1 protein-coding gene (cut by a window edge) is annotated in these 21595 nt (G+C 74.5%); it reads left to right on the top strand.

The features are described 5' to 3' along the window. Window positions 1-21595 carry the 3' portion of a lonely Cys domain-containing protein gene (locus tag ACSMXR_RS03025; protein WP_473172334.1) on the top strand. Its footprint begins 11315 nt before the window's first position, so the window shows 21595 of its 32910 coding nt (coding positions 11316-32910); its start codon lies beyond the left edge, outside the window; the stop codon is at window positions 21593-21595.

The raw sequence follows: 21595 nt of genomic DNA, 5'->3' as shown, positions 1-21595 counted from the left end.
GCCCAACATCGCGACCACCCAGGCACACGCCGAGATCGTGACCACCTACACGCTGACGGCCACCCTGGTCGACGCGTCCGGCAAGCCGCTCGGCCCCACCGCCACCGCCCCCGTCGGCAGCCTCAACGAGATCCTCCCGGCGAGCCTGCTCACCCCGGACGGCGACGGCGCCGACGGTGCGCTCACCGAACAGGACGTTCCGGAACCGCCGCGCGCAGTGAAGGTGCTGACGGCCGATCAGGCCCTGCCGGACTCCATCGCACGGTGGCGCACGGCGGGCGGGGAGGCCGGTGGGAGCGACCCGGACATCCTGCCCTTCGACGATGTGATCGGCTCCGGCATCCTCGCCGTGGACATCCTCGGCTCGGCCAATGTGCAGGACGCCCTGACCCTCGCCACCGCACGCGCCGACGGCTTCCCCGGCGACACGGACCTCGGCAAGCGGCACACGGACACCACGCTCACCGAGCGGGTACGGATGGCCCGGCACACCCCGCTCACCGCCCTCGGCACCGCTCCGGCCCAGGCCCAGCAGGAGGCCACCTCCCAGGTCGGTCTGACCGCGGGCTTCCGCGAGGCGCTCGGGGCCGACGGCTCGCCGCTGCCCACCCAGTCCTCCGCCCGTCTCCTCGGCCAGTCCCACACCGCCGACTCCCGTCTCTACGCCAAGATGCACCGGAGCGGCGCGCGGCTGCTGGCCGTGGAGAACAAGCCGCGCATGGAGGCCATGCAGCGGCGCAAGACCGGCGACGCGCTGGACGCGGGCATCACCGACAACGTCGAGGGCGCGATCAGTACGTCGCCGCTGGCGGGCAACAGCAACGCGGGCGTGACCAACCCCGGTGCCACGGTCCCGATCGGCGGCGCCAACGACTCAACCGCGCTCAAGAGCGCCACCGACACCACCCTCGGCACCCACGTCAAGGTGGTCACCGACCGCAGCATGCTCTTCGCGGTCCCGGTCAGCTGGCTCTCGGTGGCCGAGGTGGACCACCGGGTCACCGACAGCCGGCCGATGCAGGCCCTCGGCAAGCCCAGGCGCGGCCCGCGCGCCGTCGAGGCCGAGACCACCGCCCTGGTCTGGCTCCGCGAGGACATCGCCCGGGACTACGGCCTCCTGGACGACACCACCTTCCCCGACGAAGCCCGTGCGGCCTGGGACGACCAGGCCAAGGCCGCGGCCGACCTCGCCACCGCCGAGAAGAACTACTACGACGCCCGCGCGAAGACCCGGGAGACCTGGCTCGACCTGAGCCCCGAGGAGCAGGCCGCGCTCGGCGACGACGACACGGCCACAGTCCTGCCCCGGACGGTCGCCGCGTCCCCGGCCGTCGCCGCCTGGCAGACAGCCCGAGAAGAGGTACGCCGGTGGCAGCAGCGCCTGGAGACCGCCGCCGCCGATCACCATCGCCTGCACCGGGCCGCCGCCCGGCTCACCGCTCACCACCAGGGGCTGACGCCGGACAAGGAAGCCGCACAGGAATACGCCGCACCGGACTGGCGCTCCGAGGCGCCGGAACCGTACAAGGTCACCGATGCCACGGACACGGCCCCGCGCACCCTCACCTCCCCGGACGGCGCCACGACGCGCGACGTGCACGAGGTGCCCCACGACGGAGCGTCGTTCTTCCACGCGCTGCTCGCCACCGCCTCCAGCACACCGGACCGGCTGCCCTACCTGCTCGGCGACGACCTCGCCGCCCGGTATGCCGCGAATCCGGGCGACACGGCGCTCACCGCCGAGGCCGTGACCTCGGTACGCGACCGGCTCGGCTGGGCGTTGGGGGACCCGGCCAACGAAGATCTGCTGGACGCCCTCGCGCTGGACGCGGCCGACAGCTTCACCCAGGACGAGATCGACGCGGCGGGCATCCGGCTGACCCCCGCGCAACAGGCCGAGTTCGACGCCCTCGGGCGCCTGCCGCAGACGCTCTGGCCGAGCCCGGAGCAGCGGGCCTCGCTCGCGCTCTCGGCGCTTTCCCGTCCGTTCACCGCCGAGCCCGCGACCACCGCACCCGGTGCTGGAACCGAGCAGTCGGCACGCCGCGCGGGCGACCACGGAGGGGCGGATCTGCTGCCCGCTCTGGCCGCCCGGGTGCTGGGCATGCCCCTCACCGTGGTCACCGGCGAGGGGCGTGACCAGGTCTTCCTGCCGCGCGGCGGCGATCCGGCGTCCCTTCGCCCGGCGACCGATCCCGTGCTCTTCCTGGCCGACGGCTACTTCCACGCCGCGTTGCCCCCCGGATCCCCGGCCCCCCGTACCGCGGCTCTCCCCGGGCCCGCGTCCGCCTCCGACGCGGAGACGGACGGCGGCACCCGGACCGATCCCTCCGCGCACCGCACCCACAGCGCGCTCCCGTGGGCTCCGCCCGCCGACGCGGCGGGCCCCCGCTACCGGCTCGACCGCCAGGGGATCCTCACCGCCCCCGACGGAGCCACCTACCGCCAGGGAACCCCCACCGGCCGCGGCAACGGCTTCTTCGGCGCGCTCTCCGCCGCCCTGGAGCAGACCGCGAGCCGGCCGGGCCTCGACCGGCGCGAGGCCCGCCGGCTGACCCGGCGGGCCGCCGAACCACCGGCCGCCCTGATGCGGATGAACGGGCTGCCCGGCACCCCGGAGGAGCGCGGGAGGCTCTTCGACCCGCCCCCGATGGTCGTCCGGCCCGGCGCGCCCGCCCCCGGCCCACAGGCGGTGGACAGCCATCTGCGCCGCTACCTCGCCACCGCCCCCTGGGGCCCGGACGCCGACCGCCTGCTCGCCGAGTGGGCCGCGTCCGCCACCGGCACCGTCGTCACCCTGATCGAGGAGAACGGCACCGCGCACACCTACCCCGGCCCGGCCGCGGCCGGAGAACCGCACATCCGGCTCCGCCGCCGCGGTGGCGACTTCGTCCCGCTCACCGAACTGACCCCGGCGACCGCCCCGGCCCTGTCCGAAGGCACCTCGCTGCCCCCGCCGCCCGCCCAGGGCAACGTCGTACCCACGTCCGGGCAGCCGAGCACGGTGCCCGCCCCGGCGACGGCCGCCGCCGTCCCCCCGCCGACCGGCGCGCTCGCCGACCTGGCGGCCCTGCTGCCCGGTATGACGGCCGGCGACCGGGCGAGGGAGCTGGCCCTGCTGTCCTCCGCCGACCGGGAACGGCTGGCCGCCGATCCCGCCCTGGTGACGGAGCTCCGCTCGAGCCTCTCCGATGGCGAACTCGCCGAAACCGCAGCCCAGTTGCTCGTGCATGTGGCATCCGGTGTGGACCAGCCGGTGTCCGCCGGGCACGTGGCACGGGAGCGGATCGCGGCCATGCTGCGCGACCCCGCGGTGGCGATCCGCCTGCTGGAGCGGGGAGCCCGGGTGCTCGTGGTGCCGAAGAACGAAGCCCTGACGACGCTCGGCCCCTTCCGCGAACTCGCCGGCCGCCGGCTCTCCCCGACGGAACCGCGCACCTGGGACACCGTGCGCGGCGCGGGCGAGTTGAGCACCGGCATCACCGAGGAGAACCTCCTCGGCGAGACCACCGGCGTACCGGGCGCGTCGAGCTACGTGGACGGATACTCCACCACCACCCACGAGTTCGCGCACACCATCCACCTGTACGGGCTCAGCGAGTCCGACCGGCGGACGATCACGGCCGCCTACCACGCGAAACTGAACCCGACCGACGGGCGGGACCCCGCCCACGTGGACTGGCCGGACGGTCCCCGCCGCAGCGCGGTGGACGGTCGGCCGACCGACAACTACGCCTCCACCAACGAGTTCGAGTACTTCGCGCAGGCCGTCAACGCCTACCTCTCCACCAACACCGGCCATGACCCGTACACGCAGCAGCCGCGCAACAACGGCCCGGACTGGGTACGGGCCAACGAGCCCGATCTGCTCCCCCTGCTGGAGCGACTGTTCGGCGCCACCCCCGGGCAGGACGGCCCCGGACCCGCCAACCCCGTCGAGGCCACCCGCGCAGAGAACGAGATGTACGAGGGGTTCCGCGCGCTCTGGGACCAGACGGAAGGCCTCCACCTCCCGCAGCCGCACCCGGCCGCCCCCACGCTCCCCGGCACGCCCCCCACGGCGGACGCGGGGACGGCAGGCGACGGACCGACCGCTCTGCCCCCGCCGCCCGACCGCCGCAGCGGCTGGGCCGAGCCGCCGGAGGGGCTGATCGAGTCGCTGGACCGGATGCGCGCCGGCGACCCCGACGCGGAGGCGCTGTCGCGCTTCCGCTTCACCGAGACCGGCGACAGCGACGACTCCGCGAGCGTGGAGAACGACGCCGACACGGTGCCGCACGGGTGGGGGGACCTGCTGTTCGGACCCGCCGCCAGGTACGACTACTCGCCCGAGGCTCTGGCCGAGGCCGCCCGGTCGCTGGAAGAGCTGTCCCGCCGGGACGGTGCGCACGCGTCGGTGGCGACCGGTGTCCTGGACAGCCTGCACGACCTGGCCCGGCGGGTGCTGAACCTCGACCCCGGTACGCCGGTCGGGCCGCGCGACCTGCTGCTGCTGGGATCGCTGGCGCTCAGCGCCTCGCCCGACGAACTGGCCGACGAGGACCTGCTCGCCGCATACCTGACGCGTCTGGACATCGCCCTGGGCGAGGGAACCCTGGTCGCTTCCGGGCACAGCACCGGACGGAACTGGGCCGGTGTCGGCGGCCGGACGCCGCCGCTCGACTCCTACGCGGCACAGGACGAGAACGGCCTCCAGACCATCTGGCCCGCCCCCTGGCCGGCCGCATATGTCGTGCTGGCCCAGCCCTTCGGCGGCACCCTGCGTCTGCACACCCCGGACGGAACGCTGCGCCTGGAGGAGCCCGAGCAACTGGCCGGGCTGGTGGCCCGTGATCCTCTCAGGGACGAGGGGACGGACGTGGTGCTGGCCTTCTCCCACGAGGAGATCGAGTCGGTCGCGCGCTTCGTGGCGGATCTCACCGGCTCGCGCGTCTGGTTCCCGAACCTCACCGGCTCCGCCCTCGGGGGATCCCCGCCCACCGTGCAGTTGGTCACCGACTGGCGTGGCGGCCCCGACCGCCTCTCCATCGGTCCGATCCGGGACGGTTCGGCGCACGCATGGATGTCTCTGCGGCCGGGACAGGAACCGGTCGCGGGCGAACGCGCTCCGGACGGCCTGGAGACGGCCGATGGACCGCCCGACCGGACCGGGAGCACGACCGCCAGGGAGGCGCGCAGGGCCCGGCCGCTGCTCACGCGGAACTACGGGATCATCGACCGGCGGGGCGACGGCGTCCTCTTCCGCACCATCGGCAACGGTGACCTGCGGTGGAACGCGCCGCGAGCTCTCGAGGGCACCGAGAACGCGCCCGAACTCGCCCTGCCGGTCCAGCTGTGGGACGTGGCGACGACCGACGACCGTCCCCTGGTCCGGATCTCGGCCGACCGTACGCTCGCCGTGTTGAACGATGCGTACGGGCAGCAGGTCTATGCCACCTCGCGAGCGGTCGAGGAGGCCACCGCCAAGCTGAAGCGGGCCGGACTGATCGTCCGGCTCGGGACGGACGACGAGCTGGGCATCGTCCTGCCGCTGCCCGGAGGGGGCAGCCAACAGCTCTTCCGGGTCACCCCCTTCTTCGTCAACCGCGAGGGCGACTCCACCGAGGAGGTGTGCCGTGACTTCGCCGACATGCTGGCGGACCAGGGCCGGACGTCCCACCTGATCTTCCGCACCCCGCACGGCGGGCCCGTGGTCACCGCGCCGGTGAACGCCACCAGCGGAACCGAGGTCACCGGCACCCACCACCTGGCCGAAGGACTCGCCGGGGCCGCCGACGGCGACGTGTCCCTCGACCGGGTGGACTCCCACTGGGCGGCTTCGCTGGTCCGTCAGGACGATCGGCCCGCCGGCGGCGACGACACCGGTCCCACCCCCGCCGAGGCGTACGGCAGCGCCCTCAGCCTGGAGGCGGATGACGACCCCCGGCGCGAGAAACTGACGGCGGCGGCCCTGCGGATCGGGGTCAACGAACACGCGTGGGCCGATGTCGGCGAGGGCTATCTCGTCCAGTCCATCGCGGCACCGGGGGAGAACGGCCCGAGTCTGGCGACGAACTACGCCGTGCCGTCGAGCCCGCCCGACGCCTCGCACTTCGGCTACCACTTCATCACCGTGGTGCTCGCCAGCGAGGACGGAACCCACCAGGTCTCCCTGGAGAACCACGCCCGGCAGTACCAGCACGAGGAGCGCTACCGCCGGACCGTCACCGCGAACTACGAGGCCCGCACGATGGCGGAACTGCAGGAGCTCAAGGAGGATCTGGGCCGCGAGATCGCCCGGCAGGAGGCCGACGGCGCGGATGAGAACCTCAGGGAGGTGCAGCGCTTCCGCGATCTCACGATCCTCCTGATCAGCGCCAAGAACGCCGAGGAGACGCGGAACGCCTTCGCCGTCGGCACCCCGGAACACACCCAGGCGCACGCGAGGTTCACCGGCCTGCTGCAGTCGGCCGCCCAACGGGTGAGGGGCATCGAACGGGTCGTGCCGGGCAACCGGCGCTGGTACATGCGGATGTACACCCAGCGGCCCGGGGAGTCGGCACACGACGTCAACGCCCATCTGGTGGGCGATGAGCCCTCGGCGGAGGCCAACCCGCTCACCGCGAGCGTCGTGCGGGGGCAGCAACTGCTCCCCGTCCAGGTGCTCTTCGATCCCGGCACGGAACGGACGCCCGAGGGTTCGACGCAGGCCGTCCGGCACCTCAGCAGGGGAGTGGCCCGCACCGGGCTGTGGAACCACGCCAACGGGCTGCCGCTCCCCGAGATCACGCTGACCGGTCACCGGCCCGGCCGGTTGGGCCGCGACCTCGGAAAGATCCGTGCCCAGGCGGTCGCCGAGACGGTCCGGCGGGAGCTGGAGACCGCGCTCGCCCAGCTCCAGGACGGGCTGCCGGGGCCACACCTGAGCGCCGACCTCTTCACCGTCCGGCCGGTGTCGACGCGCGACCGGGGGAGTTCCGCCGCCGACGCCGTGCGCATCACCGTCGACGACCGACGCGGCGGACCCCGGAGGGTCGCCGTCCGGGGCCTGCTCGGCGGCTCGCCCGACGACGGCCTCGACCCGATGGCCGAGCAGTGGCCGATCGGACGCCCGGTCACCGTGATGCGCCCCCGATTCGGCGAGCGGACGCCCCCAGCGGCGCCGTCCGTCTCCGAGGCGCCCGAGCCCGACCAGTCCTCCACCTCCGGGAAGGGCAAGAGCCCCGAGCCCGGTCCCCGGCGCTGGTTCCCCTACATCCGGACCGCCGACTCCCGGCCGGAACCCTTCCGGTACGAGGTCGCCGACACCGGGCACCTTCGCCTGCCGACCGGACGGCAGATCCCGCCCACCGGCTGGACGCGGTTCGGCGACGACTTCGTGCACACCGAGACCGGCGCGCTTCTGCGGGGCGACAGTGGCTGGCTGGGCCGGGTCGCCAACATCGACACCCTCGCGCCGGCTCTGTCGCATCTCGACCCGGACGCGGCTCCGTACCGCGTCACGACCGACGGTTCGTCGCTGCACCTGGTGCCCGAGGACGGCGGCGGCACCGCGTTCCGCATCCCGCTGCGCGAGGGACCCGCGCCGCGCGCCCGCATCGACGACCGGCCGCGCGTCGTCGTGCGATCCTCCTTCGACGTACGCCGGATCGCCCTCGGCGGCGAGTCGGTCACCGACCTGGAGATTCGCCTCGCGCTGCGCCCCGGGGACGGAGAAGAGGCCACCGACACCGTGCTGGCGCGGGTACGCGAGGGCGTGGAGGAGTTCTACAACCGCCCGGAACACCGTCTCCCCAACGGCGACCGGGTGCACATCACCATCACCCCGGTCGCGCCGGACGCCTCCCCTCACCTGACCGTCGACCTCGTCGGCCGGGACCGGCCGATGAACCAACGGGCGTGGTGGGCCGACGCCGAACCGGTGGAGTTCGCCCACGAGCTGGCCCACCAGCTCTTCCTGCGCGACGAGACCCGCGGGGCCGACAACCCGGCCCGGCTGCACGCCCCCGGCAGCCTCCTCGGGCCGTTCCGGGAGCAGGCGCCCGCCGGTCTCGCACAGGGCGGACTGCGCGACCGTCACCTCCAGGTGTGGGCCGCCGTCGTCGGCGATCTTCCGGCGCACGTCGTGGCGGACGGCACGAGCTGGGACCAGGCCTGGGCGGACACGAGGGAAGAACGCAGGGAACGGGTGTGGGCCGACCCGGTGTCGCTGCCCACACCCTCCCCGCAGACCGAGCCGGACGGCTCCGTGCCGCCACCGCTGCCCCCCGGAACCCTCCCGGCCGACTCCGACGAGAGCGCCGACCCCCCGGTCTGGACCTGGCCGGACTGGCTCGCCCCCGTCTTCGGACCGCAGTGGAGGCAGGCCCCGGACGCCCGGCTCCAGGAGACCTCACAGGCCCTGTACGCACGTGCCGAGGAGACCGCCGCCGGCCGAAGCCTGCGCGACGGGCTGGCCGACCTCACCCGGCAGGTCCTGCACATGCCGGACAACGCTCCGGTGACCGCCCAGGACGTACTGGCCCTGGGATCGCTGGCGTTGGAGGCGTCCTCCGACGACCTCGCCAGTGCCGAGGACCTCGCGCTGTACTTCGTCGACCGGCAGATCGAGTTCCACAGCGACGCCCTGGCCGACGACACCCTGGTGCGCACGACCGACGGGCAGCCGGTCGGACGCGACTTCACCGACGCCGACGAGCCGGCGCCGGCCCTGGACGCCACCTTCACCGAACGGTCCGGTCGACTCACCCGACTGCGGGCGCCCTGGCGCAACCCGTACCTGTTCGTCGCCGAAGAGGCCGAGGGCGGCGGCATCGAGATCGTCACGCCCACCCGCACCTTCGTGGTGCGTGACGTTGTCGAGATGGCCCGGATCGTCTCCTACGACTCCCGCCGCCCGCCCGGCGCGGACATCGTCCTCGCGCTCCCCGCCGCGTACGCGCCCGCCGTCGCCGACATGGTCGCGGGGACGACGGCCCGGCCCGTCTGGTATCCGCAGGGCCCCGTCGAGATCGCGACGCACCCCCGGACCCAGGTCCGCCACCTGGTGCTGCACCAGTCCGACGGCGACCCCGAGGCGGGCTGGGCCACGCCCCCGCCGCCCCGGGAACCCGGTCTGGCCGGAGCGCGCGACCTCAGCAGCGACAGCGAGTCCGAGGCGGACAGCGAAACCGACAGCGACGGCGACGCGGAATTCGACCGTATGGTCGAGGAGTTGGAACGCGAGCGCCGGATCGACGCCCTGCGCCCCCGGCCGCTGATCACCCGCGACTACCAGGTCGTCGACGAGAGCGGCACCGGGGTGCTGTTCACCGGGCCGGGGACCCGCACGGTGGGCGAGGTGCCCGCCACGGCTGATCCCGACGCACCCTCCCTCGTCCTTCCCCGTCAGGCCGGGGGCGAGGTCCGTGCGACCGAGCGGCCGCCGCTGCACATCTCCGCCGACCGCACCCTGGCGCTCCTCTCGGCAGGCGACGACACCACCGGCCGCTCCCGGCAGGTCTACGCCACCCGGGTCGCCATCGAGCGCGCCTCGGTTCGCCTGACCGCGGCCGGGGCCGGCGTGCGACTCGTCGCCGACCCGGCGGTGAGCCTTCTGCTGAACCACGAGGACGGCTCGACGGGAGAACCGCTGTTCCGGGTGGAGCCGCGGTTCCTGACCCCCTCAGGAGTGTCCGAACACGCCTTCACCCGGGATTTCGCCCGCATGGTCGCCGGCACCGGCGCCCCGCCCCTCTCCCACCTCGCCTTCCGCTCCCCGAGCGGAGCCCTGGCCACCGCCCCGGCCAACGCGCAGCACTCCCGCGAGGTCACCGGCACCCACCACCTGGCGCAGGCACTGGCCGGGATCGCCGACGGCACCCGCCCCGCCACCGATGCCACCCCCCGCTGGGCGGCCCACCAGGTCTCCGCCGACCCGCGGTTCGGCGGCGGGGTGGTGGGTGCGCCGATGCCCGGCGCGGCCTACGGCAGTGCCCTGAGCCAGACCCCGGACAACACCCGCCGCGGCCCGTTGACCGCGGCCGCGGCCCGTGCCGGAATCAACGAGTTCGCCTGGGCAGAGGTGGGCGAGGGCTATCTGATCCAGTCGGTCAGCACCACCAACGACGGCGTCGCCCAGCTCTTCACCCACAACCACGCCAAGCCCGGCGACCCGGTCGGCCCGCACGCCCCGTACCACTTCGCCCAGGTGGTGCTGGCCAGTGAGGACGGCACCCACCAGATCACCCTGGAGAACGAGACCCACACCCGCGCCGAGATGGTGGCGGACCAGCTCGACACCGTCGTCGACGAGAACCTGGAACGTTACGACGAGGACCAGCTGGAGCGGCTGGCGGACGACGCGGGCCGCCTCCTCGAAACGGCCCGGCGCGACGGAGCCGAGACCACCCGGCTGGAGAGCTTCATCCGCGCGGCACGGGCTCTCGCCGAGGTCCACCGGGCGGAGCAGGTCCAGTCGTACTTCACCGAGGACCGGCCCGAACACGCCCTGGCGCAGCGGGAGATCGACGTGGCCAGGGGCCGGGCCCGGGACGCCGTCCGGGCGGCCGCGCCCGTGACCGACAGCACGGACCTGTGGTTCTTCCGGGCCTACAGCAAGCGCCCCGGGGAATCGGCACACGCGGTCAACGCGGCCCTTCTGACGGACCACGCACCCTCCGTCGCCAACCCCCTCACCACGGTGGCCCTGCACGGCCACGCGCCGCTGCGGCACCACCGTACGATCCCCTTCGCGCGGGAACGGCACACCCCGTCCGCCGAGGCGGACGCGACCCTGGACGGGCTGGCTCTGTCGCTCGTACGGACCGGTCTGTGGAACCGGGCCCATGGCCTGCCCCTGCCGATGACCACCCTCACCGGCCACGGAAACCGCTCGCAGGCCAGCGGACACAAGCGCGCCGAAGCGGTCCGAAGCGCCCTCCTGGCACGGCTCGAACGGCTGCTGAAGGACCACCAGGCGGACGCTTCCGGACCGCTCGTGGCCCCCTCCGACTTCCCCGTGGCCCTGGAGGCGAAGCGGGTGCGGCGTGCGGCCGACCCGGACCTGGGCAGGCTGGTGACGGTCGGCATCGACGACCGGCGCGGAACCCCGGCCATGTCTCCGTCTCCCGCCACCTCCGCGCTGCCCTCCCGGACCGTCACTCCCGATCCGTCCAGGTCCACGAGCCCCGCCCCGGCCACCGGGGAACGCCCCGGGAGCACCGGCCCGTCCGTATCCCCATCCCCCTCCGGAGAACGCTCACGGTCCCCGCGGCGCTCGACGCCCCCCGGCCCGGACCGCGGCACACCCGTGCCCGCATGGGTACAGGCCCGCATCCGGTACGCCCAGGAGTCCGCGGTCTTCGAACGGCGGCTGGCCGACCATCTCGCCGACAACCAGGCCGTGGTGGAGGAGTTCCGGAAGATGGCGCGGGCCGCCTGGGAGCAGGCGCGCATGCGATACCCGAACGCGCTCGGCGCGTTCGGCAGCGCCGCCGCGGTCCACGACGGGGCCGTGGGAACGGGCCGGCCCGCCCTCCAGCGGGTCGTGCGCGACGGAAACCTGCGGGAGCTCGTGAGGCTGATGTTCCAGGGCATCTCCACCGACCTGGTGCCCGAGATGCTCGGCGGAGTCGAGGAACAGCACCCGGAGATCGCCGCCGAGCGGCCCAGCCGGCGTACCGCCGAAGTCCGCTCCGAACTGGAGCGCCTGGCCCAGCGGTTGCAGAACGATCCCACCCTGTCCCCGCAGGAGCGGCAGGACCGGCTGACGGAAGCCACCAGGCCGCTGCTGGTGCAGACCGACCCGGGCGCGGTACGGCCGCCGCTGAGCGACGCGGAGCGCGGGCTCGGGCCGGCCGACGGGCGGTTGGCCTGGTATCCGGCCTCCTCGCAGCACGACATCGCGATGAACGCCGTGTTCCAGAGCCTGTCCGAGGACACCGGTGGCCTCGTCATGACCGGCACCTCGGGTTCGACGTACCGCTTCCTGGTGCATGCCGCGCGGATGCGGGACCAGTGGGGCGTCGACCTGGACCTCGGCCTGATCCGGGCCGGGATGATCGCCACTTCCCTGCCCGCCGGCCACCACTCGTTCCACGAGGTGATGCGCGGAGCCCAGCTCGCCCTCGACGACATGCCCGGCCACGACCCCGCCCTGGACTACCAGGACAACTGGGGCCGTTACTGGAACGTCTACCCGCTCACCGAGCAGGAACTGCGCGACCACGTCGCCCGGGACGGCCGGTTCCCCGACGAGCACGCCGGGGAAGCGCTCGCCGAGCCCGCACCGGTCGCACGGCGCTCGCTCCCGCTCCGGTCCATCCCGACCCGACCCGTGGCCGGCCGACCCAACCGGCCCGCCCCGCAGCTCCCCAACCACCCGTCGGCCACGGCGCCGCCCCCGGCCGCCTCTCCCGCTGTCCGGCCGGTCACCGCCGCGGAGGCGGAGCAGCACCGCGAAGCCCTCCTCGACGCGCTGTACGGCCTCGGCTCCTTGGACGGCATCCCCAGGGAGGCGGCCGCCGAGGGCCTGGAACGGCTGGACCGGCTGCGTCAGGCCGACCCCGGGCTGAGCGGCGGGTTCCTCGACCTGGACGCCGTGGCCCGGCGCGTCCTGCTGATGGCCCCCACCGATCCGCTGAACGCGGCGGCCCGGACCGCCTTGCTGCGGCTGGCCACCGATCCGTCCACCACCGGGGCCGTCGGCCTGGACGGGCTCTCCGCCCACCACCTCGTCCGGCGCGGGGCCTTCCACCCCGACTTCCGGCTCACCGACGCGCAGGGGCGCGCACGCGGCTGGAACTGGCTCGGCCGGCCGCTGCCCGCCGACTTCGACCCCGACCACACCGGCCGCGTCTCCCGCACGCCCGACGGCACCACCGGACACAGCGACCCGTGGGACGCGCCGTGGCGTCCCGCCCCGGGCCACCCCGCCGCCTACACCCTGCTGCTCACCGCCGGCTCCGCATCCGCGGTGGTCCGCGGACTCGGCGGATTCTCGCGCTCCGTCAGCCCCGAGGTGCTGCGCGAACTCCTGGCCCTGGACCCGGAACTGACCGGACAGGCCGCCGACGTGCCGCTGCTGCTGCACGTGGAACGCGCCGCCGCCACGGACCTGGAGCTACCGCGCCGGATCGCGGACCGGCTCGGCCGCCAGGTCTGGGCCACCGCGGGACGAGCGGATATCGGCCGGCTCCCGGGCACACCGGGCGGTTCGATGCTGCTCCTCCTGGACGAGGTGGACCGGGCTCCTCGGGCCCAGTGGCTCCTCAGCTCGCCCGCCACGTCCCCGGCCTCTCCCACCACCCCGCCCGACGACCGGATCGCCGCCGTCTCCATCGGCCACGGCGGTCCCGGGGCGACCGGCTACATCTCCATGGACCTCGCCTCCGATTCCGACGGCGGCTGGTCCCGGACCCTGGCGCACAGCGGACTGGGCTCGGTGACCGTATACACCCACCAGCGCAACGGCTACGGCTTCGGCCGCCCGGCGCCCGCCCCGGTGCCCTGGGCCGAACTCAACCTGGCCCAGCCCTACTTCGCGAACAACCACGGTCTGCCCGGGGCGGTCATGTGGCACACCCCGCTGGGCGAGCGCAGGGACGACGGCCCCCGGTTCGCCCGCACCCTCGCCCGCCGCCGCAGCCTGGCGTCCCTCGACCCCGAACATCCCGTGGTGCTGCTCACCTGCTACGCGGCGACGGCTCCCGGCATCGGCGAGATGCACGGCCGTCACATCGACGGTCCCCTGCCGTTCGTGCCGGACCCGCTCGCCTCCGTCGCGGTCGCCCAGCACACAGCCAACGAGACGGGGCGCACGGTGTTCGCCTCCGTCCTGATGAACGCCGTCGAACACCGGCCCACCGGTTCCCCCGAGCCTCGCATCAACCTCCAGACCGACGCCCGGGGCCGTGCCCACGACTGGGTCATGTTCCGGCCCGAGCCCACCGGGGACGCCGTTGACGCGCGGGCCCGTGACGCCGGACTCCACCAGGGCCCCGGACCCGTCCCGCCCGAGACCGCCGAGCGGACCCTGCGACTCGTACGGGCGCTGCGCCGGATCTTCGGCCCCACGGTCGACGACACTCCGGAGTACCCGCGGCTGCTGCGCGGGATGGGCGCACTCGACCTGATGCGCGGTGCCGACCCCCGGCTCGACCGGGACGGTGCGCGCCGGTTCACCATGGACCTGTACGAGCAGATCCTGAGACGCCACTCCGGCGCCGATCTGTCCGGCCCGGTCCCGGCCTTCACGCCGGACGCCCACCGGGCCCTGCTGACCGAGGCGGCCGATCGCCTGGACGCGGGCCGACAGGGCCCGCTCACCGACTGGATCGGCCTGCCCCATCTGACCCACATGCTGGACGGCCTGGCCGCCGCGCCCCACCGCGCGACCCTGGCCCGCGAGGTCCTGGGTCTGGAGGCCACGGATCCGGTGGGGGAGGCCGAACTCTCCCGGCTGCTGTGGGCGTCCTACCGCGTGGCCACCTTCGCCAATGGACAGGACCACGGTCTGTTCGCCGCTGTCGTGCTGCACCTGCCGGCACCGGACGCCACCCGGTACGACGAGGCCCTCCAGGTGGCGCGCCGGGCCGCCGCGGCCGGCCGTGACCTCTGGCAGGTCCACGAGCTGACCGCCTTCCACCTGGAGCAGCAGGGCGTGCTCGACGAGGACCGGCTCCTCACGCGTGACGACGGCACCTCATGGGGACGCGCCCTGGACGGTGTCGATCGCCCGGAAGGCGCCTTCGACCCCTCCGTGATCACGCTGCTGGGCCGTGCCGCCGACGGATCGCTCGTCCCGATGGGCACCGAACCGGCCCCTTGGGCGGCCGATCCGCACCGCCCGGCGCCTTTCGTGTACGTCGCCGACGGGGACGCCGACGCGCTGCGCATGCCGGGACCGGTGCCGCCCCGGGAGTTCGGCGAACTGGTCTTCCGCGACCCGGAGTTGGTCGCCGAGGACGGGTACGCCGAGGTCGTCGCGGTGCTCCCGCACGGCTCTCCGGCAGCGGGCAGCCCGGCCCGCGGCACCGTACCGGGTGAAGGCGCCCGCAACTCGGCCCGCAACTGGTGGACCACCAGCGGCGCCGCCACCCTCCACCACGACCCGGCGACCGGTACGTACACCGTCGCGCTGCTCCCGGGCCCGGACGGACAGCCGGGCACCGCCGCCTCCTGGAGCCGGACCGAACCCTCCGACGGCGACCCTGTCGGCACCGCCCCCGACCCCGGGCAGGCGCCGGTCCCGACGGCCGCCAACTCCGCCTCTCCGGCCGATGACCGCCTCACCTCCGCCTGGCAGGCGCACACACAGGCCCTGGCGGCTTTCGGCGAGGCCACCGCCGAGGCGGCCGGGCTTCAACGGTCCGGGCAGGAGGCATCCGCGACCGCGTCGGCCTGGTCCCGGGCCGACGCCGCCCGCCGACCGCTGGAGGACGCCGAAGCCCGGCTCCGGGAAGGGGGAGTCGCGGCGGAGGCACTGGGAGCCGCCCGGACCACCGCTCCCGCGGAGGACTCCACCCCGACCGACGCCGCCCCCGTGGTGCCCCGTGACGCCGAGCTGGTCCGCTGGCTCACCCGGCGGGTGACCGAAGCCGACCTGCCGAACGAAGCGCCGACACCCGGTGCCGACGAGACCGTGGGCATCCCCGAGCTGATGGAGGCGGGCGGCACGCCGAGCCCGGGCCAGCGCACCGAGGCGATGCTGCGCGCCGACGGCCGGCTGCCCGCGAGCACGCTCACCCCGCTCGATCTCACCCGGGTCCGTCTGAGCCGCGCCGAGCCCTGGACGCGGACGCTGGACGAGGTGGCCGCCGACGTGGCGCGGCGCCTGTGGGCGCAGACCCGCTCCGAGCTCACCGCCGCCGCGCCGCAGGGCACGGACGACGAGCAGCTCGACCGAGCCTGGTCCGCCGCCCTGGCCCTGGTGCTGCCGCCCGAACCACACCCGGTGCTCGCCGACTTCCGCTACGCGGCGGACGGCTACCGCGACGCGGTACGCCGCGTGGCCGCGCACCTTCTCGCGGAGGACGCGACGCGCTCCGGCACCGGGGACGCGCAGGACTCCGCCGCGGAGCTGGCCGACACCCTGCGCCCCGGCCTCGGCCTGTCACCGCGCTGGACCGCGTCGGCCAGCTCCGCGGCGGTCGAGGAGTCCGCCCCGGAGCCTCCTCCGGCCGGCCGGTCCCAGTCCGGCGCCGACCTGGCCAGCCTCGACTTCAGCGCCCTGGGCGACCTCGACGGATTCGGCTTCTCCCACCCGGGAACAGATCTGCCGGACGCCGACCTGGGCCGGTTCCGCACCCCGTCGGGGCTGCACGACGCGCCCTGGGCGAGCGACGACAGGGGCAGGAAGCTGCCCGCCCCCTTCCTGGTCCGGGTCACTCCCGACGCGGACGACCCGGACCTGGTGGAGGTGACCCGGGAGGGCCGGACCCATCGGATGCCACTGGGGGAGCTCGCCGAACTCCTGGCCCACGAACCCGCATCGACGCGCCCGGGGACGATCGTCCCGGTGGTGCTGGCCTTCCCGGACCCGGTGGCCGACCCCGGGCCCACCGCCGACCGGGTCGCCCGGCGACTGGGCCGCGGTGTGTGGTGGACCGGCTTCCCGGCCGGCCTCTCCGGCACGGACGACTCGGGAACCCCCGTGCTCACCCTGCATGCCTCGGCCGACGGAAGCACCCCCGGGTCCCAGCCCTGGCAGCAGGCACAGCCCGTGCACCCCGGCCGGACGCAGGAGGCGTCACGCCCGCTTCCGGAGCCGCTGCCCCGGAGCGGCGGTCGTGTGGACCGGGGCGAAGAGCCCGGCCCCGACTGGGCGTTCGCCCCGGCCCACGAGACGGGCCCCGCGCCCCTCTCGCCCGTCTCCGCAGCGTCCTCGGCCGCCACGTCCACCGGCACGGACGTCGACCCCGAAACCTCCGGAGCCGCCCTCGCGCTGCTCTCGGACGCCACCCTGCTCACCGACGTGTCCGGCGCGGCGAGGGGCAGGGACTGGACCGGGTCGGCCGCCGGAGTCGTGGATCCGAGCCGGATACGCCTCCGCGGCCTCGGCGACGGCGCTGACGACGTGACCGAACAGCCCGCCCCCTGGGGGCGCGATGCCTATGTGATCGCGGCGGAGGGAGGCTACGAGGCGCTGTTCGCCGCGGGCCGCGAGCTCGGCCCGGAGGAGATCGCGGAACTGCTGGCCGCCGACCCGGTGCTGGCTCTGCTGCCGCCCGGCGTCCCCGTGGTGCTGGCGAGCCCCTACGCGGGCGCACAGGACGGTCGGATCGCCCACGCCGTGGCGCGGCGACTGGGCCGGCGGGTCTGGGCGCCCAGCGGGGACGGGCGATTGGAGAGCGCGCCGGAGGCGCCCCCGGCACCCGGCTCCTCCCGCGCCGGCGCGGGCCCCCTGACACCGACGCTCGTGGACGCCGATCCGAACGCCGCGTACGGCGACTGGGTGCCGTTCGACCCGCCCGCCGACGGGGCGGCGGCCCCTTCCGTGGACCGCGAGTGGGTCACCGTCGACGGCATCCGGTTCAGGGACAGCGACGTGGACACGCGCCCCCTGGTCGGCTCCGACCACCGCTTCGAGGGCCGCGAGTCGATGCCGGACGACGGCCGCGGGCGGCTGCGGGAGCGGCGGCTGCGCCGCTGGCGCGAGATGCGCGAACGCACCCATGTCCTTCGCGTGGGCGACGCGTACCACACGGTCGCCTCCGAGGAGGTCGCCCCCGATCCCGAGGCGTCCGTCTACACCTTCCACGCCCACGGCGTGCCCGGTGGCCTGAAGCTCGTCCACCGGGACGGCCGAGCGCTGTTGCTCGGGGCCGAGGAAGGCGGACGCTATGTCGGCGGGCTGCCCGAGGTGGTCGCCCGCGCCGCCGGAGACGACCTGCACCTCGCCAGTTGCTACGGAGGCGTCCCCGGAGACCCCCGCCGCGACCAGCCGCAGACCAGGCCCGCACCGCCCGTCGAGGATCCCTGGGAAGAGGTGGCGACCGCCCAGCACGTCGCCAACCACAGCGGGCGTACCACCACCGCGGCCACCGGGCGCACCGGTTACAACGACACCGGCCGTCTGCTGGCCGCGACCCCGGACGGCACCTTCGCCCGGATGGAGACCTTCCGTCCCGAGCCGGTGGACGACACGGCGCGCTTCGCCGCCGCCGCGGGTCTCCGCCCGCTCACCCACCCCTCCGGCCTGGACGCCTGGGACGGGACGGGACCACGCGTCCTGCGCCTCGTCCGGGCGCTGCGTCAGGTCTTCGGCAACGACGTGGAAGCCGACCTGGGCGTCCCCGGCGGCCGTTACGAGCGGCTGCTGCGCGGGATCGGGGCACTGGAGACACTGCGGGCCAACGACCCGTCGCTGGCCGCCCTGACGCCGCTCCGCCGTGAGCTGTGGGACCTGCTCGCCGCACCCCCCGGCGGGGCCCGGCCGACGGTCGCCGACCACGAGGCCGTCCTGGACCGGGCCCTGGCCGCTTCGAGCGACGCCTCCCTCACCGATGTGTGGACGGCTCCCGCGCTGAGGACCGCGCTGAGCCGGCTCGACACCCACGGTGACGCCGAGGTGCGCGCCGTGCTGCGACGGCCCGCCGGCCCGGTCGGTCCGCGCGACCGGGCCCGGGCGCTGTGGGCGATGACCGGGGCCGCCCAACTGCTGGACGCCCGTTCCCCCGCCGAGCGCGAGGAGGGCGGACGCACAGCGCTGCACTTGCCCGCCGACGCGCTGTGGGACGCCACGGCCGAAGTCCGGCTGCGGGAGCTGGCCGAACAGGCCCTGGCCGCGGGGCGGTCCGTCGGCAACCCCGGTGATCTTGCCGTCTTCCACCTGGAGTCGCTCGGCGCCTTCGTCGAGGAGACCCGTGTCCACCAGCCGGGAGGAACCCCTCAGGGCCGTAACTGGGGACCCGTGCCGACGCCCGGCGGAATCGACCCGCTCCGGCTCTCGGAGACGGGCCCGGACGGCACCGCCACCCTGCGGTTCGCCCCCTGGGCCCAGGAGGGAGCCGCCGCCCCCTGGTTCGTGTACGCGGAGACGGACGCCTCCGGCGCGGTCGTCCTGCGGCTGCCGGGCGGAACGGTCCCTGTGCCCCCGGACCAGGTCTACGCTCTCCTGGAATCCGACCCGGAGATGGCACTCATCAGCAGCCGCCGCCCCCTGGTGCTGCTGGTGTCCGGCCTGGACACGGGACCGGACACCGCACTCGGGGAGTTCGCCCTGCGCAACGACCGGACGGTCTGGAGCTACGGCGGTCCGCTCCTGCTCCCCGAGGGGGACGGCCCGACGCATCCCGCCGTGCCGACCACCCGGCCGAACCCCCGGGTGGAACCGGCCGAGGCGAACCCCGAACCGGCCGCCTGGGTCAGCACTCGGCCGCGGCTCCCGGTCGCCCCCGTACGGCCTTCCCCGGCCGATTCCGCCAGGTGGAACGCGCAGCCGGAGGCGGATGCTTCCGCTGTCCCCGCGACGCCGCTGCCCTACTCGGCGGACGGCACGTTCGACAGGGCGTTCGCCGAGACGTTGGCGGAGTTCCCGGTGGCCGACTCCACCGATCGGCACACCGTGTGGGGCTTCGGTGAGGACGACCCGGACACCTACGTCTTCGTGGCCGAGATCCCGTCGCTGGGACTGCGCGGCGAGTACACGTCGGACGGCCCGTCCGCCGGCGGCGTCACCGACATGTCCGGGCGTATCCACCGCGACGGGCCCGCGTGGAACTGGTACCTGCCCGGCCGCGGTCTGGTCGCCTCCTCCCGGCTGGAGACGCGCAAGGGCGCGGCGGAGCCCGTACCGGTCGGCTGGCCGGCCACCGGGCCGGTCAGTCCGACGCCCCCCGTGGATCCGGCCGTGGTCGCCGCCGCCCCCGTCGCGCTGGAGGGCGCGACGCTGCCCGACGCCCTCTGGCGCGACCACGACGGCCCGTTGTACCGCTTCAGCCCCGATGGCCCCGAGCGGATCTTCAGCGAGGGACTCAAGCCGTACGGCCCCGAGATGGTGCATCTGATCGACCACGTCTACGGCGGCAGCGCGCTGGTCCCGAACACGGTCTTCGCGAGCTCCACCGCCAACCCGCACTACGTACGCGACAGCGCGCGGTCCAACCCGCTGGGAGCCGACGCCCTCCACCGCCGCTACCGCTGGCGCTACGACATCCAGGCACCCGGCGGTATCGACGTGAACGCCACCCTGGGGCTCGCCTCACCCTTCCCCGATCAGGAGGAGGTGCTCTTCCCCGGAGGCATCGCCCGCCGGTACATCCGAGGCGCGCAGCCGATGATGTTCGGTACGGCGGTGGGCCCGTACGTTCCCAACCCGCACTTCGAGCCGCACGCCCGGGCCCAGGCCGAGGACGCGGACTTCTCGGGCCCGCCGGCGCCGGGCGCCGGTCCGGTCCTGGAGTCGTTCCCGGCGCTGTCCCTGGACACCGACGGTGAGTCGGACTCGGACGACGACCCCAGGCCGCTGTTGTCGCGGGACGACTCGACTCCGCCACCCTCGCGCGGTCGGGAGCCGTCGACGGACCGCGCGACCACCCCGGCTCCGGCCGCGCCCCGGCAGGCCGTCGAACCGGAAGACTCCTCGGACTCCGACGAGGACGCCGACGAACTTCCCGCGCCCGCCTGGGTCCTGGCACGCGTGCGCTACGCACAGGAAGCGCTGTACTTCGAACGCCGACTGGCCGCGCACCTGGGGGAGAACCCTCAGATCAACGAGGAGTTCGGCAAGGTCGTACGGGCGTTCTGGCACATCGCCCTGAACAACCGCTTGGACTACCGGCTGTTCGGCAGCGACAGAGGCGAGGACGGCGGTGCGGTCGGCACCGCGTACGAGAACCTCGCGCGGGTGGTCGACTCGGGCAACCTGCGCGAACGGGTCACCTTCCTGTTCAACGGCGTCGCCAGCAATCTCGTCCCCTACCTCATGGGCGGTGTCGAGCCTCAGCACCCGGTGATCGGGGTGGAGCGCCGCGACCGGCACCGGAGTGAGCAACTGAGGCGGTTCGAGCGTGAGGTGGCCGAACTCCGGGACGCGGAGCTGGACCCCGAGGACGAGGCGCAGGAGATGGCGGAGCTGGAGGCGATGCTGCGTACGCCGCTGCGGCCCCACGAGGTAGGGCCGGCGCTGAGCCCGGCCGAACGGCGCCTCGCCGTCCGCGACGGCATTCTGCTGTGGTCGCCCGCCGGGCAGTTGCACACGCTGCCCATGGCCGCCGATTTCCAGGCGCGCTCCGAGGACTCCGGCGGCCTGGTCCTGACCGGAACCTCCGGCAGCGCCTATCGGATCATCACGCACGTGGCCCGGTTGAACCGGCTCGCCGGGGTGTCCGTGGACCTGGGCCTGATCCGGTCGGGACTGGCGAGCATCCTCGTCGGCGTCGGTCATCACAGCTTCCACGAGGTGATGACCGGTGCGCAGCACGCTCTCGACGAGATCGATCCCGCGGCGGCCTCCGTCTACGCCGACAACTGGGGGCGCTACTGGGACGTCCTCCCGCTGACGGAGGAGGAGCTGCGGACTTCCGTCGCCCGGGAGGGACGGTTCCCGGACGAGCACGCCAGGGCGCTGTCGACCGTACTGGAGGAACAGGAGCGGCGCCGTGCCGAGGGCCGCCGGGGTGGGGGAGAGCCGTGA

The sequence above is a fragment of the Streptomyces sp. DSM 106670 genome, from assembly GCF_055792845.1.
Note: the sequence above shows the minus strand (reverse complement) of the source record. Positions and strands in the feature narration are given on the sequence as shown.